The sequence below is a fragment of the Microbispora sp. GKU 823 genome (assembly GCF_002027145.1).
Lineage (GTDB): Bacteria > Actinomycetota > Actinomycetes > Streptosporangiales > Streptosporangiaceae > Microbispora > Microbispora siamensis.
In genome coordinates this window covers 1-21,378 of record NZ_MWJN01000065.1, presented here as the reverse complement: position 1 = coordinate 21,378, position 21,378 = coordinate 1, and the positions used below count along the sequence as shown (strand labels likewise).

The 21,378-nt window shown below is 70.6% G+C and carries 23 protein-coding genes and 1 pseudogene; 15 read left to right on the top strand and 9 right to left on the bottom strand.

The window, feature by feature from the left end; translation table 11 throughout:
* Window positions 1–6: 6 nt before the first annotated feature.
* The 5 genes from B1L11_RS28710 to B1L11_RS28690 form a co-directional block, all read right to left on the bottom strand.
* Window positions 7–1,236: an RNA polymerase sigma factor gene (locus tag B1L11_RS28710; protein WP_079318011.1), complete on the bottom strand. Its 1,230-nt coding sequence runs from the start codon at window positions 1,234–1,236 to the stop codon at window positions 7–9.
* Window positions 1,233–1,571, bottom strand: a complete 339-nt coding sequence (locus B1L11_RS28705; protein WP_079318009.1) for a YciI family protein — start codon at window positions 1,569–1,571, stop codon at window positions 1,233–1,235. The genes B1L11_RS28710 and B1L11_RS28705 overlap by 4 nt, the downstream gene beginning before the upstream one ends.
* 140 nt (window positions 1,572–1,711) lie before the next feature.
* The gene (locus B1L11_RS28700; protein WP_079318007.1) at window positions 1,712–2,572 is read right to left on the bottom strand and encodes an alpha/beta fold hydrolase; all 861 of its coding nucleotides are present in this window, start codon (window positions 2,570–2,572) and stop codon (window positions 1,712–1,714) included.
* The gene (locus tag B1L11_RS28695; protein ID WP_079318088.1) at window positions 2,569–3,162 is read right to left on the bottom strand and encodes a TetR/AcrR family transcriptional regulator; all 594 of its coding nucleotides are present in this window, start codon (window positions 3,160–3,162) and stop codon (window positions 2,569–2,571) included. The genes B1L11_RS28700 and B1L11_RS28695 overlap by 4 nt, the downstream gene beginning before the upstream one ends.
* Window positions 3,163–3,247: 85 nt before the next feature.
* Entirely contained in the window at window positions 3,248–4,237 is a 990-nt protein-coding gene (locus B1L11_RS28690; RefSeq protein ID WP_079318005.1) for a glutathione S-transferase C-terminal domain-containing protein, read from the bottom strand.
* 239 nt (window positions 4,238–4,476) lie between these two features.
* Here B1L11_RS28690 and B1L11_RS28685 point away from each other — a divergent pair, with 239 nt between their 5' ends.
* Window positions 4,477–5,031: an NADPH-dependent FMN reductase gene (locus B1L11_RS28685; protein ID WP_079318003.1), complete on the top strand. Its 555-nt coding sequence runs from the start codon at window positions 4,477–4,479 to the stop codon at window positions 5,029–5,031.
* A gap of 319 nt (window positions 5,032–5,350) precedes the next feature.
* Window positions 5,351–5,740, top strand: a complete 390-nt coding sequence (locus tag B1L11_RS28680) for a helix-turn-helix domain-containing protein (RefSeq protein WP_079318001.1) — start codon at window positions 5,351–5,353, stop codon at window positions 5,738–5,740.
* A 5-nt stretch (window positions 5,741–5,745) separates the two neighbouring features.
* On the opposite strand, the gene B1L11_RS48715 is transcribed toward B1L11_RS28680, so the two are convergent.
* Window positions 5,746–5,889, bottom strand: coding sequence for a hypothetical protein (locus B1L11_RS48715; protein WP_218671373.1), 144 nt, complete (start codon window positions 5,887–5,889; stop codon window positions 5,746–5,748).
* Window positions 5,890–6,282: 393 nt separating this feature from the next.
* On the opposite strand from B1L11_RS48715, the gene B1L11_RS28670 reads away from it, so the two are divergent.
* The 6 genes from B1L11_RS28670 (at window position 6,283) to B1L11_RS28650 (ending at window position 10,976) form a co-directional block, all read left to right on the top strand.
* Entirely contained in the window at window positions 6,283–7,113 is an 831-nt protein-coding gene (locus tag B1L11_RS28670) for a CPBP family intramembrane glutamic endopeptidase (RefSeq protein WP_079317999.1), read from the top strand.
* A complete protein-coding gene (locus B1L11_RS28665) occupies window positions 7,113–8,273 on the top strand; it encodes a sensor histidine kinase (RefSeq protein ID WP_079317997.1) in 1,161 nt (386 codons plus the stop codon). Before B1L11_RS28670 ends, B1L11_RS28665 begins: the two co-directional genes overlap by 1 nt.
* On the top strand, window positions 8,270–8,929 hold the full coding sequence (locus tag B1L11_RS28660; RefSeq protein ID WP_079317995.1) for a response regulator transcription factor: 660 nt from the start codon (window positions 8,270–8,272) through the stop codon (window positions 8,927–8,929). Before B1L11_RS28665 ends, B1L11_RS28660 begins: the two co-directional genes overlap by 4 nt.
* A 250-nt stretch (window positions 8,930–9,179) precedes the next feature.
* On the top strand, window positions 9,180–9,380 hold the full coding sequence (locus tag B1L11_RS47200; protein ID WP_179155363.1) for a hypothetical protein: 201 nt from the start codon (window positions 9,180–9,182) through the stop codon (window positions 9,378–9,380).
* Window positions 9,381–9,443: 63 nt separating this feature from the next.
* Complete coding sequence (locus B1L11_RS28655) at window positions 9,444–10,025, top strand: NADAR family protein (protein WP_079317982.1); 582 nt, start codon at window positions 9,444–9,446, stop codon at window positions 10,023–10,025.
* A 96-nt stretch (window positions 10,026–10,121) separates the two neighbouring features.
* Window positions 10,122–10,976 (top strand): hypothetical protein, encoded by an 855-nt coding sequence (locus B1L11_RS28650; protein ID WP_079317980.1) that lies wholly within the window; start codon window positions 10,122–10,124, stop codon window positions 10,974–10,976.
* 17 nt (window positions 10,977–10,993) lie between these two features.
* Here B1L11_RS28650 and B1L11_RS28645 read toward each other — a convergent pair whose 3' ends face one another.
* On the bottom strand, window positions 10,994–11,914 hold the full coding sequence (locus B1L11_RS28645) for a GlxA family transcriptional regulator (RefSeq protein ID WP_256862977.1): 921 nt from the start codon (window positions 11,912–11,914) through the stop codon (window positions 10,994–10,996).
* Between the two features lie 123 nt (window positions 11,915–12,037).
* Between B1L11_RS28645 and B1L11_RS28640 the strand changes: the two genes are divergently transcribed.
* Window positions 12,038–13,252 (top strand): MFS transporter, encoded by a 1,215-nt coding sequence (locus B1L11_RS28640; RefSeq protein ID WP_079317976.1) that lies wholly within the window; start codon window positions 12,038–12,040, stop codon window positions 13,250–13,252.
* A 45-nt stretch (window positions 13,253–13,297) separates the two neighbouring features.
* On the opposite strand, the gene B1L11_RS28635 is transcribed toward B1L11_RS28640, so the two are convergent.
* A complete protein-coding gene (locus B1L11_RS28635) occupies window positions 13,298–14,167 on the bottom strand; it encodes a helix-turn-helix transcriptional regulator (protein ID WP_079317974.1) in 870 nt (289 codons plus the stop codon).
* A 148-nt stretch (window positions 14,168–14,315) separates the two neighbouring features.
* On the opposite strand from B1L11_RS28635, the gene B1L11_RS28630 reads away from it, so the two are divergent.
* The 3 genes from B1L11_RS28630 to B1L11_RS28625 are packed head-to-tail and all read left to right on the top strand — an operon-like array spanning window position 14,316 to window position 16,595.
* Window positions 14,316–15,161, top strand: coding sequence for an NADP-dependent oxidoreductase (locus B1L11_RS28630; RefSeq protein ID WP_218671372.1), 846 nt, complete (start codon window positions 14,316–14,318; stop codon window positions 15,159–15,161).
* Window positions 15,134–15,232 (top strand): zinc-binding dehydrogenase, encoded by a 99-nt coding sequence (locus B1L11_RS48710; protein ID WP_218671371.1) that lies wholly within the window; start codon window positions 15,134–15,136, stop codon window positions 15,230–15,232. The genes B1L11_RS28630 and B1L11_RS48710 overlap by 28 nt, the downstream gene beginning before the upstream one ends.
* 28 nt (window positions 15,233–15,260) lie before the next feature.
* A complete protein-coding gene (locus B1L11_RS28625; protein WP_179155364.1) occupies window positions 15,261–16,595 on the top strand; it encodes an MFS transporter in 1,335 nt (444 codons plus the stop codon).
* On the opposite strand, the gene B1L11_RS28620 is transcribed toward B1L11_RS28625, so the two are convergent.
* A complete protein-coding gene (locus B1L11_RS28620; RefSeq protein WP_079317958.1) occupies window positions 16,541–17,107 on the bottom strand; it encodes a bifunctional 2-polyprenyl-6-hydroxyphenol methylase/3-demethylubiquinol 3-O-methyltransferase UbiG in 567 nt (188 codons plus the stop codon). The genes B1L11_RS28625 and B1L11_RS28620 overlap by 55 nt on opposite strands.
* Before the next feature lie 309 nt (window positions 17,108–17,416).
* On the opposite strand from B1L11_RS28620, the gene B1L11_RS28615 reads away from it, so the two are divergent.
* The 3 genes and pseudogenes from B1L11_RS28615 to B1L11_RS28605 form a co-directional block, all read left to right on the top strand.
* Complete coding sequence (locus tag B1L11_RS28615) at window positions 17,417–19,183, top strand: ricin-type beta-trefoil lectin domain protein (protein ID WP_218671370.1); 1,767 nt, start codon at window positions 17,417–17,419, stop codon at window positions 19,181–19,183.
* Between the two features lie 272 nt (window positions 19,184–19,455).
* A complete protein-coding gene (locus B1L11_RS28610; RefSeq protein WP_079317956.1) occupies window positions 19,456–20,481 on the top strand; it encodes a LacI family DNA-binding transcriptional regulator in 1,026 nt (341 codons plus the stop codon).
* A gap of 496 nt (window positions 20,482–20,977) precedes the next feature.
* Window positions 20,978–21,378, top strand: a pseudogene (locus tag B1L11_RS28605) (hypothetical protein); the annotation flags it as partial.

The window sequence follows — 21,378 nt, the reverse complement described above, 5'->3', positions numbered from 1 at the left end:
CGGTCGCTACAGCCACTCTCCATGTGTCAGGTCCAGCCGCTGGTGGAGCAGGGCCTGCTGGGCAGGGTTGGCGGTCAGGCCCAGCGCCCGCTCGTCGCAGAGCCGCGCCTGACTCGTCTCGCCCAGCGCGCGCAGCAGTTCGGCTCGGGTGGCGTGCAGGAGCGGGTAGCGGGACAGGGCCTCCTCCAGACCGGCCAACTCCGCCAGCGCGGCCGCGGGTCCCTTGACGTAGCGCAGGGCGATGGCCCGGTGCAGCCGGGTGACCGGCGAGGGGGCCACGGCCAGGAGCATGTCGTACAACACGAGGATCTGCGCCCAGTCGGTCTGCTCGAAGCCGGCGGCCTCGGCGTGACAGGCCACGATCGCGGCCTGCAACTGGTAGGGCCCCGGCCGGCGATGAGCCCTGGCGGTGCGCGTCAGCAACGCGGTCGCCTCGGCGATCGCGGCGCGGTCCCACAGGTCGCGGTCCTGCTCGGCGAGCGGCACCAGACGCCCGTGGGAGTCGAACCGGGCCGCGCCGCGCGCCCGGTGCAGCCGGATGAGCGCGAGCAGCCCGGCCACCTCCGGCTCGCCCGGCATGAGGCCGGCCAGGAGCGCGGCCAGCCACTCGGCGTCGTCGGCCAGGTCGCGCGCCTCGGCCCGCTCACCGGTGCTGGACAGATAGCCCTCGTTGAACAGCAGGTAGACGACCGCGAGCACGGCGTCAAGCCGCTCGGGCAGCTCCTCTGCGGCCGGAATCCGGTAGGGGATGCCCGCTTCGGCGATCTTTCGTTTGGCGCGGGTGAGCCGCTGGGCCACCGTCGTCTCCGGCACGACGAAGGCCGCGGCGATCTGCGCGGTGCTCAGCCCGCACACCACCCGCAGGGTCAGCGCGATCCGGGCCGCCGGCGCCAGCGCCGGATGGCAGCACGTGAAGATCAGCCGTAGCCGGTCGTCGCCCTTTCCCGGCTCGGGCCACCGTAGCTGGGCCAGCTTGGTGCGGTAGTTCGTCTCCCGCCGCAGCACGTCGAGGCCGCGGCGGCGGGCCACGGTGAACAGCCAGGCGTCCGGCCGGTCCGGCACGCCCTCGACCGGCCAGCGACGCAGCGCGGTCTCCACGGCGTCCTGCACCAGGTCCTCCGCCGCGGAGAAGTCGCCCAGCAGCGACACCAGGCACGCCGCGAGGCGGCCCGCGTGCTCGCGCACGACGCGGGCCAGCGCCTCGCGGCTCTCCGGGCCGTCGTCCGGTCCGCTCACGAGACCGGGCGGATCTCCACGAGCGGGCACGCCGGCCAGGACCTGACCAGCTTCAGCGCCTCGTCCAGATCGGCCACCTCCACCTCGGCGTAGCCGCTGACGACCTCCTTGCCCTCGACGAACGGCCCGTCGGTGACGACGGGCTCGCCGTCGCCGAGACGTACGGTGGTCGCGGTGTGCGCGGGCGCCAGATGCATGTGATGCGTGATCTTTTCGGAGTTCTCGGCGAACCAGCGGCCCACCGCCTCGTAGGCGGCCTCGCGCTCCAGATCGCTCATCTCCTCCAGTCGCTTGCCGAACTCCTCGGTCTCGACGAACATCAGCACGTACTTCATGGGTGCCCCTCTTCTCTCGCTGCCGATCCGGCAGAGCCCCGATGCTCGGCCTTCGACAGGAAGACGAACGGGCGACCGCCTCATACGACACTCGGCGGCAAGACTTCTACCACGCCGCCCTCATGGGAGGGACTTGCCGGTCATGAGGCGGCCTGCGCGTTGGCGATCTCCAGCACCTTGCGGAGCAGCTCGCCGAACTCCGCGGGGTGCGTGCTGAGGCCCGTGTGCCCGCCGGGGAAGTGGACGAACGACGTGCCGAACCGCTCGGCGAGGAATGCGGCGGGGCGGTAGGGCAGTTCACCGCGCGAGTCCGCTCCCCCGGCGAGCACGAGCCGGTCCGACAGAGCCTTCAGACGATCCACGTCCGGCGTATAGGCCATGAAGCTCGGCACGATACGCCCGAGGAAGTAGGGCATGTCCGCCATCGTCCGCTCCACTCGGGCCGCCGCCTGCGGGGGGAGTTCGGTGGCCGCCTTGGCGTCGGCGGGATCGGCACCGGGCCGCCTCATGCCGGCCGCGAACACGGCCGCCGCGGGCATCAGCCCCTCCCGGCAGAACGTGTCCTGCACGCGGGCGAGAAGCGCGCGATGCTCGGCGGCGTCCGGCAGCACCTCCACCATCGGCGGCTCGTGCGCCACGACGCGTTCGATCCGCCCGGGATGAGTGGTGAGCAGGTGCAGCGCGACGATCGCCCCCGAACTGCAGCCGACCACGCGGGCGGGCACGCCTGGAGACAGCAGTTCCAGCAGCCGGAACGCGTCGTCGGCGTGCTGCTCGACCCGCTGCTGGGCTTCCGGGTCGTCCAGCGGGCTGCGGGACATGCCGCGCGGGTCGTAGGACGCGACCGTGTAGTCGGCGGCCAGGTCGTCGGCGACGCCGTCATAGGAAGCCGCGCCGCCCGTGCCGCCGGGGATCAGCAGCAGGAGCGGGCCCTTTCCGCGCACCTCGTAGTGCAGAGTGGCGCCGTCCACGCGTAGGCGGCCGATGGCCGGGCTGGTCACGTTCGGTCTCCTTCATCGTGCGTGGGCCAGTGCTCCAGGAGGGTGTGCAGGGCGTCGAGGCAGCGGACCCAGGTGTCTTCCGCCGGGCGCGCGTGTGCGAACCCGCCCGCGGCCTCAAGGCTGGTGAAGCCGTGGAGCGTGCTGCGCATCAGCCGGACCGCGTCGGTCAGGTCGGGTTCCTTCAGTGCGTACCCGCGCAGCATGCTGTAGGTCAGCTCGATGGCGCGTCGCGGCCCGGCTGCCCGGGCCACCAGCTCGGGATCGATCTGTATCGGGATCTGCGTCGCCGTGTATCGGCCCGGGTGATCGTGGGCGTACTGCCGCCATGCGTTCGCGTACGCGACCAGTGCGTCCTTGCCGGCCCGCCCGGCGGTCGCCTCGGCGATGCGGATGGTCTTCTCGTCCGCCGCCAGCAGCGCGATCCGCCCGCGCAGGTCCTCGAGGCTGCGGACGTGCGCGTAGAGGCTGGCGTCCTTCACCCCGAGTCGTCGTGCCACCGCCGACATGGTCACGTGCTCGAGCCCGACCTCGTCCGCCAGCTCGGCACCGGCGAGCGTCACCCGATCCGCCGTCAACCCGGCCCGCACCATGTGCATGCCACCCTTCTCCACCTAGAGCCATTTGAATCTGCCTAGGAATACTAGGCTAATCCTTGGACTCCAAGGGACACGGCGGTCAGGCGGTCAGGGAGTCCCGGTCGTGCGGCTCGTCCCAGTCGGCGCGGTAGGGCTGGACATCGATACGGGTGACGGCCTCGTCGAGGAAGGGCGGGCCCAGGTGCGAGAACGCGTCGAGGTCGGTGCTGTCGCGGAAGGCCGGGCGCTGGTAGAGGTCGCGGGCGTACCCCCACAGGTTCGGGAAGTCCGTCAGCCGGCGTTCGCTGATCTTTGCGAACGGGTTGTAGGTCAGGTCGAACCGGACCAGTGTCACCCACAGGCGGACGTCCGACTCGGTGATCGAGTCACCGTGCAGGAACCGGCACGCGGACAGCCGGTCGTCCAGCAGTTCCAGCGCGGAGATCACCCTTCCGCGCAGTTCCTCGTAGGACTCGTTCGAGGCCGCGCCGGCGACCCGGTAGGTGCCGTCGTTGACGTTGTCGTAGAGGTAGTCGTTGAGTTCGTCGATCCGCCGCCGCAGTTCGACGGGGTAGAGCCGGACGGCGGGGTCTCCCCACGCCTCGAACTGGGTGCCGAGATCGATGGTGATGTCAGGGAAGTTGTTGCTCACGATTCGGCGGGTCTCCCGGTCCCAGAGCACGGGGACGGACACGTGGCCGCCGAAACCGGACTCGGTCGCCTCGTAGGCCTCCCGCAGGAACCGGAAGCCGTTGACGGGATCCGCCCCGCGCTTCTCCCGGAACGCCCAGCCCCGCCCGTCCCGTTCGTCGTCGACGTAGGAGAGCGAGACGACGTCCTCGAGTCCCTTCAGGAGGCGGACGATCGCGCTGCGGTGCGCCCAGGGGCAGCGGTGCGAGACGTAGAGGTGGTAGCGGCCCGGTTCGGCCCGGTAGCCGCTCGACCCGTCGGCGGTGACGCGCCCCTGGAACGGATAGCGGGGCCGGTTCCAGCCGCCGTTGCCGGCTTCGAGCGCAGTCGCACCGTAGACGCCGTACGTGTCCAGGTCCACCGGGTCGGCGTACAGCGGGGCGTGGGCCGGCGTGGTCATGGGGATCGCCTCCAGCTTCAGGGGTCACAGGGGCCGGCCGTCCAGGGGGGCGCCCGGTCCTCGCCTCGGTCCCCTGCCGCCACCGTCCGGCCCCTTTCTCCTCGGCGAATTCTTCCGGCCGGCGCGGCTTCTCGCCAGAAGGAACATTCGTGTAACCACGGGAAGGAAATGTGCCTTCTTCCGCGTGCCGGCAAACGGGTGCAGGATCCCGAAGCAGACAGAAGGAAAAGGACTGAAGAATGACAAGAATCGCCATTGTCGTCGGCAGCACGCGGCCGGGCAGAATCGGCCGGGATGTGGCGGACTGGGTTCACCGGATCGCCTCGAAGCGCACCGAGGCCGAATATGAGCTCGTCGACCTCGCCGACGAGAACCTGCCACTCTACGACGAGGCGATCCCCGCCGCCGTCGGCCAGTACGCCCAGGAGCACACCAAGCGGTGGGCCGAGGTCGTCCGCCGGTACGACGGCTACCTTGTGGTGACGCCCGAGTACAACCACGCTCCGCCGGCGGCGCTGAAGAACGCGTTCGACCTGGTGTACGCCGAATGGCACAACAAGGCCATCGGCTTCGTCGGTTACGGCGCCGCGGGAGGCGCGCGCGCCGTCGAGCACCTGAAGCTGGTGGCGGTCGAGCTGAGCATCGCGCCGGTCTCCGCGCAGGTGGGACTGCTGGTCCCGGCGGACTTCCCGGCCTACCCCGAGTTCACGCCGCTGGAGCACCGCGAGTCCGAGCTGACACGCGTGCTGGACCAGTTGGAGTCCTGGACGAAGGCGCTGGCCGCCGTCCGCTGACCCCCGGCGTGAAAGGCGCGGGCACCGGTCCGGTGCCCGTGCCTTTCACGTCCTGCCAGGTCCGAAAAACATTCCCGCGGATAAATGACCGCGTCTTCTCGTCGAGTTCGTCAGCCATACCGGAACGACAAGACGGGAACGGCCAGCGAATTCCCCGGAACGCCCTCCTGTCCCCCGTTTCCCGTACGCCTCGATGGCGCCGCCGATTCCGCGTACCGCGCTGCCCGGCCCACCCGGCTGAACCGGGCGGGGAGGCTTGCGGCTTGTTCACGCGCCGGTCGCGTGCGAGGCTGACGTTCTCAGCGGGGAGGGAATCGCGATGTCAGAAGGATCTCGACTGCCCGGCGACGTGGAGCCCGACGTGTGCGCGGCGTTCCGTGATGCCCTCGACCGGGTCGGGAGCAAATGGGGAATGGCGATCATCGCGGCCGCGAGCAGCGGGCCCATCCGGTTCGCCGAGCTGCACCGGACGATTCCCGGCATCAGCCGCCGCATGCTGACCCTCACGCTACGCACCCTGGAGCGTGACGGGCTGCTCGTCCGCACCGTGTATCCCACCGTGCCTCCGCAGGTCGAGTACACGGCCACCTCTGTGGCCAGGGAACTGTTCACGTCCACGCGCGCGCTGTCGGAGTGGGCGGAGAACAACCACGAGAAGATCACGGCCTCGCGGGCGGCCTACGACAGGAACGCCGGCATCCGCCAGTAGCAGGCTCACAGCTGTTCGCCGAGCTTGAAGCCGTGCTCGACGTCGCCCCCGCGGGTGTAGGAAAAGCCGTCCGCGCCGACCGTCACGGCCATCTCGCTGGTGTGCGTGCGCTCCACGACCGGCACCGGATTGCCGTCGAGGTCGAGCACCGCCGACGCCTCGGCGTACCAGCTCGGGACGACCGGGTTGCCCCACCAGTCGCGACGCTGATTGTCGTGGACGTCCCACGTGACGGGGGGTTGTCCCGGGTCGCCGGTCCAGTAGTCCTGCGCCGTAGAGGCCGGCCGGCGCGACGCCGAGCTGGCCTGCCTGGCGAACGTGACGGCGTCCCATCTGGAGCGTGAGCAGCCCGGCCGGTTCCTCCCACCACTCCTCGATGCCGTCCCTGATCCGCTCGACCAGCGCGACGCGCTCCGTGCCTGTCCCCCGTGCGAGCTACCCGCGAGTGTCCACCATGCGGTGACGATTCCAGGCCGGCGAATCCCTAACGTTCCGGGCGTAGCCGCGGCGCTCCGGCCGCGGGATCTCGCAAAGGAGTCGTCATGCGACTGTTGAAGCAGCTGGTGCCCGTCGCGGCGGTCGCCTTCGTCGGCAACCTGGCCGTGGGCGCGGTACAGGGGAACGCGTTTCTCACCCTGGTCCTCGGTGTCGCGACAGCCGTGCTCGCGGTGTTCGTGTACGCGTGGGTGGTGCGGTGGTCCGAGCGCCGCGCGCCGGTGGAGGTGGCCGGGAAGGGCGCCGCCTCCGCCGTCGGCCGGGGGATGCTGATCGGTGCCGGCGCGTTCACTGCCGTCATCGTGAACATCGCTCTCGTGGGCGGCTACCGGGTCGACGGCCTCGGCTCGGTGACGGGCGCGATCGGGCTGCTCGGCTTCATGGCCGCCGCCGCGGTGACGGAGGAGCTGCTGTTCCGCGGCATCCTGTTCCGGATCGTCGAGAAATGGACCGGCACGTGGATCGCGCTGGGGCTGACCGGCCTGGTGTTCGGCCTGATGCACCTGGGCAACCAGAACGCCAATCTGTGGGGCGCGATCGCCATCGCGATCGAGGCCGGCGGCATGCTCGCCGCCGCCTACGCCGCGACCCGCACCCTGTGGCTGCCGATCGGCCTGCACTTCGCCTGGAACTTCGTCGAGGGCGGCGTCTTCAGCACCGAGGTCTCCGGCAACGGCGCGACGCAGGGGCTGCTGAAGGGCGTGACGTCGGGTCCGGCCGTGCTCACCGGCGGCGAGTTCGGGCCGGAGGCGAGCGCGTACGCGGTCGTGTTCGGCGCGCTGCTGACGATCGCCTTCATGTGGCTGGCCCGCCGCCGCGGCAACCTGGTCCCCCGCCGGCGCAGCGCCCGGGCCGGCGCGACCGCTACGCTCTCCTAGTGATCGATCTCCGCCGGGTCCCGGACCTGTGGAGACGGTGCGACGTCACGGTCCGGGATTTTCCGTTCGCGCTGCTGATGGCCGTCATCTCGCTCCTGCCGGCGTTCCACGGCAAGGGGACGCAGGTCGGCGACCTGCCGGCCCGCCCCTTCGACGCGCTGGCGCTCGTGGTGATCGCTCTCGAGTGCCTCCCGCTCGCCGTGCGCCGACGGTGGCCGGCCCTCTGTCTCGCCCTGGTGTCGCTCGGCTTCGCCCTCGACCAGATCCGCGTCTACCACGCGTTCGCGGGCACCGCACTGCCCATCGCGCTCATCAGCGCGGGCGCCCATCTGGAACGTCACCGGCGCGTCACCGTGGTCCTCCTCTCCGCGGCGTACGTGCCGCTGGCGGTCGCCCTCGGCCGGCTCGGCTCGACCGAGGGGCCGGAAGGTTTCGTGGTCTTCTACCTGCTGCTGGTCCTCGCGTGGGGTATCGGGGCCTGGCTGCGCTCCACCCGGGCCGCCGAGGCCGAACGCCGTCGCCGCGTCGCGGAGGCCACCCGCGCCGCCGAACGCACCCGCATCGCCCGCGAACTCCACGACGTCGTGACCCACCACGTGACGGCGATGGTCGTGCAGGCCGAGGCGGCCCGCTACCTGACCGCCGCGCCCGACCGCCTCGATGCGGCCTTGAGCGCGGTCACCGACACCGGCCGGCGGGCCATCGCCGACCTGCGGCACCTGCTCGATCTGCTCAACCCCGACCACTCCGACCGTTCCGAGGTCAGGATGCCGTCCGTCGGCGAACTTCGCACGCTGGTGGAGCAGACGCGCCTGGCCGGGCAGCCGGTGGAGTTCGCCGAGGAGGGCAGCCCGGCGGAATCGGCGGGCAGCGCCGAGTTCGTCGCCTATAGGGTCGTGCAGGAGTCCCTGACGAACGCCCTCAAATACGCCCATGGCAGCCAGACCGAGGTCCGCGTGCGCTACGGCGAGAAGGAGATCATCGTGGAGGTCGGCACCGACGGTTCCGGCTCGCCGGCGGGCTCGCCCGGCGGGAGCGGGCGTGGCCTCGCCGGGCTCCGCGAGCGGGTCGAGACCCTGGGCGGCGAGTTCAACGCCGGCCGGCGGACGGGCGGCGGCTTCGTCGTGCGGGCCCGCATCCCCGCGGGGAGCCCGTCGTGAACGCGCCGGTCCGGGTCCTGGTCTGCGACGACCAGGCGCTGATCCGCACCGGGTTCGCGACGATCATCGATGCCCAGCCCGACCTCGAGGTGGTGGGCGAGTGCGGGGACGGTCGTGCCGCGGTCGACCTCGCCCGCCGGCTGAACCCGGACATCGTGGTGATGGACGTCCGCATGCCGGTGCTCGACGGCATCGAGGCGACCCGCCTGCTGGCCGGTGCCGGGGTGAAGGATCCCGTCAAGGTGCTCGTGGTGACGACGTTCAACCTGGACGAGTACGTGTACGAGGCGCTGCGTGCGGGGGCGAGCGGGTTCCTGCTCAAGGACGCCCCACCGGCGCAGCTGCTGCACGGCATCCGCACCGTCGCGACGGGTGCCGCGCTGCTGGCCCCCGAGGTGACGCGGCAGCTCGTCGGCAGGTACGCGGCGCGGATCCGTCCCGCCGAGGGCACCCCGGACGACGCAGTGCTGACCCCGCGCGAACTGGAGGTGTTGCGGCTCATCGCCGACGGCCTGTCCAACAGCGAGATCGCCGCGACGTTGGTGATCAGCCAGGAGACCGTCAAGACGTACGTGTCGCGCATCCTCACCAAGCTCGGCCTGCGTGACCGCGTGCAGGCGGTGGTCTACGCCTACCGCAGGGGCCTGGTGACCTGAGACCGGCAAGTGCGATGAGTGGTAGTCCGGTCGTTCAACCGCGCCCTGCGGCGAAATCGCGGCCCGGCTCTTTCTCGGCCCCCGCATGGGGGCCACCACCTTTACCGCGCCTTCCCCAAGCCGTCCCCGACTACCGCCGCCACAGCCGCCGCCGTCCCCGGTGCCCGGACGCCGGGGACGGCGGCACCGGCCGGGACCGGATCGGTCCAATCGGCCGCAAGACGCGATCTTTTACCCGGCTGGAGTGGATATGGTGCTGCTGTGGATGGGGAACCTCGGAGGTCTCCACGCCGCGCCGCCGCGGCATGCGCCATGTCGCGGAGATGGCCGGCGTCTCGCCGTCGACCGTGAGCAACGTTCCGAACAATCCCGCGACACGGCCGCGCACGCGCGACGGCTCGTCGATTTCCTGCTCAACGCGGTCACCGCCCCGGCGACGGGCCGCGAATGATCACCCGCCGGACGGGGACGACGGCATAACCGGATGCGTGGGTGAGAGCGCCTGTGGCACGGTGTGGGCGTGTCCGAGCAAATCGTGCTGCCACGCAGCGTGGACGAGGCGGTCGCCGCGGAGCAGGCCGGCCGCGCTCTTCGCTACCTGTACTTCTGGGGCCACCGGCCCGCCCGGGACGGCGGCGTCGGTCCCGGCTGCCTGTCGCAGTGGTGGCCGGTCACCTTCACGGAGGACGCCCACACCTTCGCCTCCGCCGAGCACTACATGATGGCGCACAAGGCCTGGCTGTTCGGCGACACCCGGGCGGCCGAGCAGATCCTCGCCGCCGGTCACCCCGGCGAGGCCAAGAAGCTCGGCCGGGCCGTACGCGGCTTCGACGAGCAGCTCTGGAACGCCCACCGGTTCGGCATCGTGGTCCGCGGCAGCATCGCCAAGTTCGGCCAGAACCCCGAGCTGCGCCACTACCTGCTCGCGACCGCCGGCCGGGTCCTGGTCGAGGCCAGCCCCCTCGACCGGATCTGGGGCATCGGCCTGACCGCCGACGACGAACGCGCCGCCTCCCCCGCGACCTGGCAGGGCCTCAACCTGCTCGGCTTCGCCCTGATGGAGGCCCGCGACGCCCTGCGGACCGGATCGTCGTAACGATCATCAGCTGGAGCCGTCAACCACGTGCCGCAGAGGCCGCTCGTCCGGCAGGAACACCGTGAACCACTGAGCGTTTTCGCCCGTCTCAGGGGCATGAGAGGCATCTGGCTCCTCGCCGTACTGGTGACGCTCACCGCCTGCGGGACGCACCCGGCCACGACCGCGTCTCCGACGCTGTACCAGGCCGACCTGACCGTCCTGTCCAACCCGCAGCACGGGCCCCAGCTCTGTGCGTTCGTCGCTCAGTCCCTGCCGCCTCAGTGCGGCGGCCCCGACATCATCGGGTGGGACTGGAACGCGGTGAAGCACTCCACCCGGAACGGCGTGCGCTGGGGCGAGTACCACGTGGTCGGCACCTGGGACGGGAAGAGTCTGACGCTCACCGAGCCCCCGCGCCCTGCCGGGCGCGGCGACGTGCCAGACGACGGATCCCGCTTCACCACACCGTGCCCGAAGCCTGTACGCGGCTGGCGTCCGGTCGACCCCGCGAAGGCCACCGAGAGGTCGATGGAGGCGGCGCTCGCCAGGGCCCGCAGGCTCCCCGGGTACGCGGGCAGCTGGCTGGACCAGAGCTACCTGGACGAGATCGACGGCTACGATCCCCAAGACCGCCGATACGTGGAGCGGTACGCCAACGATCCCAAGCGACTCGTGCTGAACCTGATGTTCACCGGCGACCCGGCCGCCCGCGAGCCCCTGATCCGCGAGGTGTGGGGTGGCGCGCTGTGTCTGAGCCGCGCTGAGCGCGCGGAGGCGGAGCTTCGGGCACTCCAGGACCGGGCGATGAAGGAGATCAAGGGCGCTCAATCGGCCTCGGTGGACGAGCGGGCGGGCCATGTCGAAATCGGGGTCTGGGTCGCCACACCGGAGCTACAGCGTGAGATCGACGAGAAGTACGGGAAGGGCCTGGTGGTCCTCGCAGGCGTACTCACGCCTGTCGGCTCGTGACAGACCCTCGGCTCAGTTCAGCGGAAGGAACGGCGGTAGGCGGCCGGGGTGGTGTGCAGAGCGGTGTGGAAGCGGCGGCGGAGGTTGACCGCCGAGGAGAGGCCGACGCGGGTGGCGATTGTCTCGACGGGCAGGTCGGTCTCCTCCAGCAGGGCGCGAGTGGCGGCCAGGCGGCGTTCCAGCAGCCAGCGGGCGGGTGGGACGCCGAGTTGCTCGGCGAACTGGCGGGTGAGGGTGCGCGGGGAGACGCCCGAGTAGGCGGCCATGTCCTTGACCGTCACCTGCTCGGACAGGCGCGAGAGGAGCCATTCGAGCAGGGGGGCCAGGGAGTCCGGCATCGGGCCGGTGGTGGGAAGCGGAGGGTACTGGCGCTGGCAGCCCTCGCGGTGCGGACCGGCGGCGAGCTGACGGCCGATGCGCATGGCGTGGGCCGCGCCGTACTCCTGAAGGACCTGGTGAAGGCAGAGGTCGAGGGTGGCGGCCGAGGCTCCGGCGGTGGCGACGTCGCCGTGATCGACGTAGATGACCGTGTCGTCGGGGATGACGCGCGGGTGGCGGGCGGCGAGTTCGCCGGACAGTTCCCAGTGGACGGAGGCGCGGCGGCCGTCCAGGAGGCCCAGGGCGGCGGGGATGAAGATTCCCGCGCAGACGGCGACGATGCGGGCGCCCCGGGCATGGGCTTGGGCCACCGCGTGGAGTACGGCGGGTGAGGGGGTGAGGGTCCAGCTCGCGATGACCACGGTGTCGGCGTCGTCGAGGGCTTCGAGACCACTGTCCACCTGGATGGGGACGCCGAGTGTGGTGGGGAGGGAGCCGGGGTGTTCGGCGCACAGGCTGAAGCTGTAGTGCTGGGGGATGTCGGGGCCGTGGTAGCCGAAGACCGCTGAGGCGGAGGTGACCGGGTAGAGCTCCTGGTTCGGGGCGACCAAGGCGACCACGCGATGCGGGTCGAGGGGCGTCGGAGGCGTTTCCGGGCAATCCAGGGGCATGGCGCAAATGTACCCAATGATGTCATTTGGGACACCGGTGATCTGATCAGCAAAATTCCAGAATTGGGGCTCATGTGGACGAGGAACTTCACCCTCTACTTCGGGGCCCGCACGATCTCGCTGTCCGGTGACGCCATGATGCCCGTCGCCTCGGCGCTGGCGATCGGGAAAGTCTATGGAATCGCGGGCGTCGGCTACGTGCTCGCGCTCTGGACCGCGTCGGCCGTGCTGGTCATGGTGTTCGGCGGGGTCGTCGCCGACCGGATCGGCGCCCGGCGCTTGATGATCGGCGCGGACGTGGTCAGGGTCGTCACCCAGGGAGTCGTGGCCGTCGCCTTCCTGGGTGGTGCTCCGCCGTACGCCCTGCTGCTGGTGATGGCCTTCCTGTCGGGCACGGCCGCCGGGATGTTCGAACCGGGCGTCAACGGCATGGTCCCCCTGGTCGCCGCAGATCCGCAGCGGGCCAACGCGACACTGAAGATCGCCGAAGCGGTCACCCAGCTGGTGGGTCCCGCCCTCGCCGGAGTCCTCATCGTCGTCGCCGGGCCGGTCTTCGTCTACACGGTGGACGCCGCGACGTTCCTGGTCAGTGGGGTCTGCCTGCTGCTGGTCCGGGTCACCGTACCCAGACCGGAGCCCTCCGACGTGCTGAGCGACCTGCGCAGGGGCTGGGAGGAGTTCACGGCCAGGAGCTGGATGTGGTCGGTCATCCTCGTCTGGGTGTTCTGGGGCGTTCTGGTGGTCGGGCCGTACGTGCCGCTGTCGTCGCAGGTCATCGGGACCGACTACGGCTGGGTGATGGCGGCGCTCGGCCTCGGCACCGTGCTGGGCGGCCTGGTGGCGATCAGGCTCAGGCCGCGCAGGCCGCTGGCGGCCGGGGCGGTGGCGCTGAGCGGGTACGTGGCGGTGCCGCTGACGGTCGCGCTCGGGCTGCCGCTGCCGCTGCTGATGGCCGGGCACCTGCTCGGGGGGTGCGCGCTGGCGTTCTGGTCGGTGATGTGGTCGACCAGCGTGCAGACGCATATCGCGCCGGACGTGGTGAACCGGGTCAACGCCTATCAGGTGGCCGGGTCGGTCGCGGGCATAGCAGTCGGGCAGGCGCTGGCCGGTCCGGTCACCGCGCTGGTCGAACCGCGCGCCTTCATGCTGGGATCGGCCCTGGTGACGGCCGGCGTGGTGGCGGCGCTGCTGTTGATCAAGCCGGTCAGGCGGCTGGGCCGGGACCCGCAGATGGCCGGAGGCCGGTCGTCTCGGTCTCGGCCGGCCGCGCTCTCTCAGCCGGTGTGAAGGTCGCCCGTTCCGGGAACTCCGGTTGCCCGGCCGGAGCGCCGATCATGATCTCGGCGAGGCGCCCGTCGCGGCGGTGTCGTGCCGGTGCTGCGGGCCGAGCACGCGCAGCATGTCCAGCGCGTCGGTGCCGCCGGGCGGCGGGGTGAAGACCCGCAGTCGCTGGTCCGCCGCGGGCGTCGCCAGCACCTCGCAGTCGAACTCGATCCTGCCGAGCTCGGGATGCATGAGCCGGTACGGGTGTGACCTGCGCACCGCGACCTCGTGCCGGTCCCACAGCGCCGCGAACTCCGGGCTGGCCCCGCGGAGCCGCATGACGAGTGTGCGGGATGCCGCGTCGTCCCCCCGCCGGGCCACCGCGGCGCGCAGGTCGGCGACCAGCTGCCGGGCGTGCTCCTCGTGCTCCTCGGCCGCGAAGCGGCTGCGCACGTCCGGCTCGGTGAACCAGCGCAGCACGATGTTGCGGTCCTCCCGGGCCACCGTGCACACGCACCCGAACAGCGCCTGCGCCATGTCGTTCTGCGCCAGCAGGTCGCCCAGATCGCTCAGGACCTGGACCGGGACGCTGTCCAGCCGGTCGAGGAGGTACAGCATGCTCGGCCGCAGGTACTCCCCGGCCCGCGCCCCCTCCGGCGGGCGGTGCCCGGCGAGCAGGTACAGGTGGTCCCGCTCGTCCATGGTCAGCCGCAGCGCGCGCGTCAGCGCGGCCAGCACCTGAACCGAGGGCTGCGGGCTCCTGGCCTGCTCCAGCCGCATGTAATAGTCGGCCGACATTCCGGCGAGCGCCGCGACCTCCTCACGGCGCAGTCCCGGCGTACGCCGCCTCGGCCCCTCGACCAGGCCGACGTCCCGTGGAGTCAGCCGTCCTCGGGACCGGCGCAGGAAATCGGCGAGGTCGTCGCGGTGCATCCCCATATCGGCAGTGATATCACCGTTCGTCAACCACATCCTGGGACCGTCGATCCTAGGGACACCGCTCCGTTCCTGAGCCGTCGACGGCGGAGGCATAGTCGCGGCGTGGCCGTCCAAGGCCGATCCGAACGAGGAAGAGCGGTGATCACGCATGAAGGCCGTGCGGTTCCACGAGTATGGCGGGATCGATGTGCTGCGGGTGGAGGAGGTGGAGCGTCCGGTGCCCGGCCCCGGGCAGGTGCTGGTCGAGGTCCGCGCGGCCGGAATCCAGCCCGGCGAGGTGATGATCCGGGAGGGCGCACGCCACGATCGCTGGCCGGCGACGTTCCCCTCCGGGCAGGGCAGCGATCTGGCCGGCGTCGTGGTGGAGGCCGGTCCGCAGGTGCGTGGCGTCGCCGTGGGCGACGAGGTCCTCGGCTTCACCCACGACAGGGCGAGCCACGCGGAGTATGTCGTGGTGGACGACGTGCAGCTGACCCCGCGTCCGGAGGGGCTGTCCTGGGACGTGGCCGGGTCGTTGTACGTGGCCGGCACGACCGCGTACGCCACGGTGTTCGCGGTCGACCCCGGACCGGCCGACACGGTCGTCGTGTCCGGTGCGGCGGGCGGCGTCGGGTCCCTTGCCGTACAGCTCGCACGGCGGCGCGGGGCCACGGTGATCGGGCTGGCGAGCGAGGCGAACCACGCCTGGTTGAAGGATCGCGGTGTCGTCCCGGTCGAGTACGGGGAGGGGGTGGCCGAGCGGATCCGGCAGGCCTCCGGCGGGAGCGTCGACGCCTTCATCGACACGTTCGGCGAGGGCTACGTGGACCTGGCGGTGGAGCTGGGCGTACGGCCCGAGCGGATCAACACGATCCGCGACTGGCAGACCGCGGCCAAGGTCGCGCCCGGACCTACGGCGAAGGCGCGGCGGCGTGCGCGGTCGTGGTCGGCGAGCTGGCCCGGCTCGCCGCGCGCGGGGAGCTCGAGGTGCCGATCGCCCACGTCTACCCGCTGAAGCGGGTGCGGGACGCGTTCCGCGAGCTGGAACGCGGGCACACGCACGGCAAAATCGTGCTCCGTCCCTGACCGGGCAGGGCAGGGCGCGGTGAACTCCGTGTACCCGACTTCCTCGATAAACGTCGCGGTGGCGGTGGAACTCAAGGAGAGTCTGCGCATCACCAATACCGAACTCGGTTCCCTGACCGCGGTGTCGTCGGCCTCGGCCGCCTTGGCCGTCATCCCCGTGGGTGTGCTGACCGATCGGGTACGGCGGGTCAGGCTCCTGGCCGCCAGCGTCGTGCTGTGGGTGCTGGCGATGCTGGCCGGCGGCCTGGCGGATTCGTACCAGTGGCTCCTGCTGTCGCGGCCGGCGCTCGGCACCGTGTCGGCCACGGCCGGGCCCACGCTCAGCTCCCTCATCGGCGACTTCTTCCCGCCGGGTGAACGCGCCCGTGTCTACGGGTTCATCCTCAGCGGAGAGATGCTCGGCGTCGGATTCGGCCTGCTGGTGGGTGGCAACCTGGCGCACCTGCTGTCATGGCGGGCCGCGTTCTACCTGCTCGCGCTGTTCGGGATCCTCCTCGTGATCGTGATCACGCGTAAGCTTCCCGAGCCGACGCGCGGCGGCCAGGGACGGCTGCGTCCGGACGGGCACCCTCCGGACGCGGAGCGAGATGCCGGGACGGCACCGAACCGGAGCGATGCGGTGCACTTCGCCTTGCGGGACCGCGGCGTCGAACCCAATCCTGTGCTGATGCTGCGGCGAGACCCCACGCGGATGCCGATGTGGGAGGCGGCCCTCTACGTCCTGCGGATACGCACGAACGTCGTGTTGATCGCCGCGTCTGCGGTCGGATACTTCTTCTTCGCCGGCCTGCGCGGCTTCGGCGTGCTCTTCGTCGCCCGGCAATACGGTCTCACTGCGGCAGCGGTCACCGGCCCGGCCCTACTCGTCGGTTTCGGCGCGCTGGCGGGCGTTCTCAGCGGTGGGCGGATCGCCGACCACCTCATTCGCCGTGGTCGTCTCAGCGCGCGCGTGATCGTTCCCGCGGTCGCCTACCTGACCACCGCCGTGTTCTTCGTCCCGGCCCTGCTGACGACGTCGACGGCGTTGCCGTTCTTCCTCGTCGCCGCCGGGTGCCTTGCCGCCGCCAATCCCCCGCTGGACGCCGCACGCCTCGACGTCGTCCACTTCCGGCTCTGGGGCCGCGCGGAAAGCATACGTACGTTCCTTCGCATGGGTGCGGAGGCCGTCGCCCCCGTGACCTTCGGATTCCTGGCCGACGTCCTCGGCTCGGGCGGCGCCACGAGCGCGCGGGGCCTGCAGTACACCTTTCTGATCATGCTCGCGCCCCTGGTGGCGAACGCGATCATCCTGCTCCACGGCAGGCACTCCTATCCCCGCGACGTCGCGACGGCCGCCGCCTCCGAGAAGCCTCGCGTGCGGTGACCCGTCCCGGCAGGAGAGCCGGCCCCCCGGCCGGAGCGCGCCGCAGGCGCCGGCGCGCCGGGATCCGCGGCAACGGCCCGCTCCAAGCGGCGGAAACCGGCCTTCAGTTCGCCGGGAGTGAATTGGGCGAAGACCGAATGGGTGCGCAGGCGCAGCCGTTCGAGCATCTCACCGCGCGTGCCGGAGGACGGCTCGGTGACCGTGCCGAAGCCGGCGACGCGCCAGCCGGCCGACGTGAACGTCTCGATGACCTCGTGCAGCGGCTGGAACATCGAGGCGTCCACCTCGAAGCCGCGCGGGAAGTAGTCCAGCCACCAGATCAGATATCGCACGCCGGGATGCCGGGACTGTGCCTGCGCTGTCTCGCGCATGCGGACAGACGGTTCGACGCCGGTCACCGGCCCGAACGCTCGCGCCAGCGCCGGGGTGAACCTGCCGGTCCCCGAGCCGACGTCCAACCCGGCCACCAGTGGTAGCGAGTGCTCACCGGAGACGGACGCCCGTGCGTCCAAGGGTGTTCAGGAAAGAACATGTTGCGAATCGATTCGAAGTGAACCATGAGCTGGAAGTCAGACGCCCTGATACACAGAACCTGCATGGATTCAGCTGTCCGGACATACGCGATTTACGAACCGGACACATGTGATTGACATGCCTTCCCGCGCAAATCTAACCTGTCTGCGAATCGATTCGATCACGTCGCCTGCGTTGAGACCGCCCTTTCGCTTCCCCCGACCGCCAGACGGCGACACCACAGGTCCAGGACAAGGCCACGGCTCGTCCTGCGATCCCCACCCCCCTTTCCGTCGAAGGAGTCACGAGTGAACATCACCTTGAGTCGGCGGCATAGTCGCCGCCGCGGTCTGGCCGCCCTCTTCTCCGCCGCGGCCCTCGTCGTCGCGTCCGTCGTCGCGACCGCCGCGCCGGCCCAGGCCGCCGACGAGTCCATCACGGTCGACTTCTCGGTCGCGGGCGGTTCCCCGACCTACCGAGCATCGGGGTGGATCTACGGCATGACCGAGAACGCGGCCGCGCCCCCGGACAACTACTTCACGGACGTGAAGTTCCGGTACATGCGGGCCGGCGGCGCCCAGCTCGACAGCCCCGGCGGCTGGGTGTCCGGCAAGTACGACCGCCGGTGGAACGCCACCCGCGCCCAACTGCTGCGCACCCGGTCGCTGGGCGGCCAGTTCGTCCTGCTCGTCCACGACCTGTGGGGCGCCGACGGCTACCCGATCTCCCGCTTCCCCGGCGACAACGGCGACTGGACCGACTACGACAACTTCCTCACCCGTCTCATCGACGACGTGCGGGCCACCGGTGCACCGGTCCAGTGGGACATCTGGAACGAGCCCAACATCACGCTGTTCTGGAACCGCCCCCAGTCGCAGTACTTCGAGATGTGGAAACGCGCCTACCAGCGCATCCGCGCCGCCTTCCCCTCCCACCTGATCGTGGGCCCCAGCTGCGCCTGCGTACCGTCCACCGGCGGCTGGTGGACGCAGTACCTCGACTACGTCAAGGCCAACAACGTCGTCCCCGACATCGTCAGCTGGCACTCGCTGCCCGGCGACCCGGTGGCCAACGTCGCGACGGCCGACACCAGCCTCAACTCCCGCGGCATCCCGCACCCGCGTCCGTACCAGATCAACGAATACGGCGCCTCCAACGAGCAGAACCCCGCCGACGGCGCCTGGTACATCGCCCGGCTGGAGCGGGCCGGCGCCGACGGCCTGCGCGCCAACTGGGCCAGCGGCGGCAACCTCCACAACGACCTGGCCAACCTCCTCACCCACAACTCCTCCGGCCAGTACTCGCCGAAGGGCGAGTGGTGGGTCTACCGCTTCTACGGCTCACAGACCGGACAGATCGCCTCCGTCACCCCCAGCACCAACTACGACGCCTTCGCCACCAAGGCGAGCGGGAACGCGAAGGTCCTCGTCGGGGGCGGCCGCACCACCGGCAACATCGCCGTCAACCTCCGGCGCCTGGACACCACCAGCGGCGTCGTGGAGAACAACCAGGTCCGCGTTCTCGTCGAGCGCATCCCCTACAACGGCGGCGGCGCGGTGCAGGGACCGGTCACCGTCCAGAACACCGTCGTGACCCTGTCCGGCAACGGCACCACCGTCAACCTTCCGCACACCGCCGTCGACGACACCTTCACCGTCACACTCCTGCCGCCCTCGAGCGGTGGCGGGTCGACGTCGGCATTGCGCAACGTCAACGCCGGCCGCTGCCTCGACGTGCCGAACCTGTCGCAGACGAACGGCACGCAGCTCCAACTGTGGGACTGCAACGGCCAGACCAACCAGCAGTGGACGTACACCTCCTCGCGGCAACTGCAGGTGTACGGCAACAAGTGCCTGGACGCCGAGGCCGCCGGAACCGCGAACGGCACGAGAGCGATCATCTGGGACTGCAACGGCCAAGCCAACCAGCAGTGGAACGTCAACGCCGACGGCACCGTCACCGGCGTGCAGTCCGGCCTCTGCCTGGAGGCGAGCAACTTCGGCACCTCGAACGGCACGAAGGTGCAACTGTGGTCCTGCACCGGCACGACCAGCCAGAAGTGGACCCGAAGCTGACCCGGTGACCGGTACGTTTCACCCATGACCGCCACGCCGGCCGGACGTGCACCACACGCCCGGTCGGCGTCCGGCCCTGCGGGCCTACACGAGCACGCTCGACGAGGCGCGATCGTCCGCTCTCGGCTTCGAATCGGTTCGAAAGACCGTTAATCCACAGACCCTGCACGTCAACGGGGTCGAGCGGAACGTCGCGTAGGTCGCGGTCGTCGTTCCATGCGCTCGATTCGACTTACGATGTGCATATCGGTCGGATCAGGTGAGGAGCGCCGGTGAATATCGGGGAGATCGCCAAGCGGTCGGGTGTGGCGCGCAGCACCGTCTCGTACGCCCTCAGCGGCAAGCGCCCCGTGTCCGAGGAGACGCGCCGGCGCATCCAAGCGGTCATCGACGAACTGGGCTATCGGCCCAACGCCGCCGCCAAGGCGCTCAAGGAGGGCAGGACCCACACCATCGGCCTGGTCATCCCTCCCGCCAGCCGGCGCCTGACCGACATGCAACTCGGCTTCGTGGCCAGCGTCGTCGACGCCGCCGCACGCGCCGACCTGGACGTCCTGCTGTCACCGTCCGGGGGCGAGCACGACCGGTCGTTCGAGCGCGTGGTCGGCGGCAGACGCGTGGACGGCGTCATCGTCATGGAGATACGGCTGGAGGACGACCGGGTCACTCGCCTGCGGCAGGCCGGGCTGCCTTTCGTCGGAATCGGCCGCACCAGCCGCGCCGAGGAGATGTCCTGGGTGGACATCGACTACGAGAAGCTGATCGCCAACTGTGTGCATCACCTGGCCGACCTCGGCCATCGCCGCATCGCCCTGGTCAACCGCTCGGAGGAGCTGGTGGCGGCCGGGTACGGCCCCGGCCACCGCGCCCAGGCCGGTTTCACGCGCGCGATGACCGAGCGTGGTCTCGACGGTGTGCAGACGTGCTGCGCCGACGACGCCCAATCGGGGGTGTCCTGCGTCGAGCGGCTCCTCGACGAGCACCCCGGCCTGACCGCGATCGCCACCATCAACGAGGCCGCCACGCCCGGGATGTACCACGCGCTCGCCCAGGCGGGCCTGGTCGTGCCCCGCGACTTCTCCATCGCCGGCGTCTGCGCGCGCCACTGGGCGGAGAACCTGCACCCTCCGCTCACCGCCGCCGACGTCCCCGCGGACGAGCTCGGCGCCCGCGCCGTCGAGATGCTCATCCGGCTCATCGCCGACCCCGCCACCCCGCACGGCCATCTCCTGGTCGCACCGCCCATCTCCCTGCGCGGCACGACCGGACCCGCGCGCCCCCGGGATCACCGTTCCTGACGGCGTCGCGGCACCGGCGGCACGCCCGGCCGCCCGCCACCGGCCCCGGCCTCGGCCTCGGCATCGGCATCGGCATCGGCGGAGACGACCCCTCCGGGCAGTCGGCTTGGAAGCCGGCACGAAACATGTCAAGGCCGAGGCGGATCGTTTCCAAGATCCTCACAGCGGCTCCGGCCATTCAACTGGCGTTTCTCGCGGGTTCTTCGGCGTGAAGTTTCGTCTACTTCACCGAGAACTCATCGCCACCAGACCGGTGGAGTGAAAGTTTCATCTCCCGAATCCCGCAGGAACGGGCCCCGCCCTCGTCGCAGCAGATGAGGCGCACCCGCTGACCCGGGGGCCGGCTGGAGAAAGGCGGGAGCCTTGACGCGGGATGGGTGCGTCGTATTTGCTCCGCCGCACCACCACCTACGTCAGCAGAGAGAGGGCTCGCCCTGTAGGCACCGATGTTAGCGCTAACAAAGCCAAGGTCGTCACGCACCCCCCAGGAGTATGTATGAAGATCGCACGCCTCCTGCGCCTGGTCAGCGCCGGAGTCACCCTCGCAGCCGGCTCGGATGGAGGGTCGACCGTGCGTACGTGGAGACGATGGTCGACCGCGGCGCTGCTGGCCGTGGTCGTGGCCGTGACGGGCACGCTGATAGGCACGGGCGCCGCCTTCGCGGAGTCGAACGGCGGTGTACGGGTGATGCCGCTGGGCGACTCGATCACCGAGGGCACGCAGGTGCCGGGCGGTTACCGGATCGGGTTGTGGCAGCGCCTGGCCGCGGGCCGTTACACGATCGACTTCGTCGGGTCGCAGTACAACGGGCCGGCCAGCCTGGGCGACCACGACCACGAGGGACACCCCGGGTGGCGGATCGACCAGATCGACGCGAACATCACCGGCTGGCTGCG

Excerpts from the sequence above, each read along its gene's own strand:
- B1L11_RS28680 (WP_079318001.1), top strand. The coding sequence starts at position 5,351 with ATGTCAGAAGGATCTCGACTGCCCGGCGACGTGGAGCCCGACGTGTGC.
- B1L11_RS28650 (WP_079317980.1), top strand. The coding sequence starts at position 10,122 with ATGAGAGGCATCTGGCTCCTCGCCGTACTGGTGACGCTCACCGCCTGC.
- B1L11_RS47200 (WP_179155363.1), top strand. The coding sequence starts at position 9,180 with ATGGTGCTGCTGTGGATGGGGAACCTCGGAGGTCTCCACGCCGCGCCG.
- B1L11_RS28635 (WP_079317974.1), bottom strand. The coding sequence starts at position 14,167 with ATGGGGATGCACCGCGACGACCTCGCCGATTTCCTGCGCCGGTCCCGA.
- B1L11_RS28630 (WP_218671372.1), top strand. The coding sequence starts at position 14,316 with ATGAAGGCCGTGCGGTTCCACGAGTATGGCGGGATCGATGTGCTGCGG.
- B1L11_RS28695 (WP_079318088.1), bottom strand. The coding sequence starts at position 3,162 with ATGGTGCGGGCCGGGTTGACGGCGGATCGGGTGACGCTCGCCGGTGCC.
- B1L11_RS28640 (WP_079317976.1), top strand. The coding sequence starts at position 12,038 with ATGTGGACGAGGAACTTCACCCTCTACTTCGGGGCCCGCACGATCTCG.
- B1L11_RS28670 (WP_079317999.1), top strand. The coding sequence starts at position 6,283 with ATGCGACTGTTGAAGCAGCTGGTGCCCGTCGCGGCGGTCGCCTTCGTC.
- B1L11_RS28705 (WP_079318009.1), bottom strand. The coding sequence starts at position 1,571 with ATGAAGTACGTGCTGATGTTCGTCGAGACCGAGGAGTTCGGCAAGCGA.
- B1L11_RS28685 (WP_079318003.1), top strand. The coding sequence starts at position 4,477 with ATGACAAGAATCGCCATTGTCGTCGGCAGCACGCGGCCGGGCAGAATC.
- B1L11_RS28690 (WP_079318005.1), bottom strand. The coding sequence starts at position 4,237 with ATGACCACGCCGGCCCACGCCCCGCTGTACGCCGACCCGGTGGACCTG.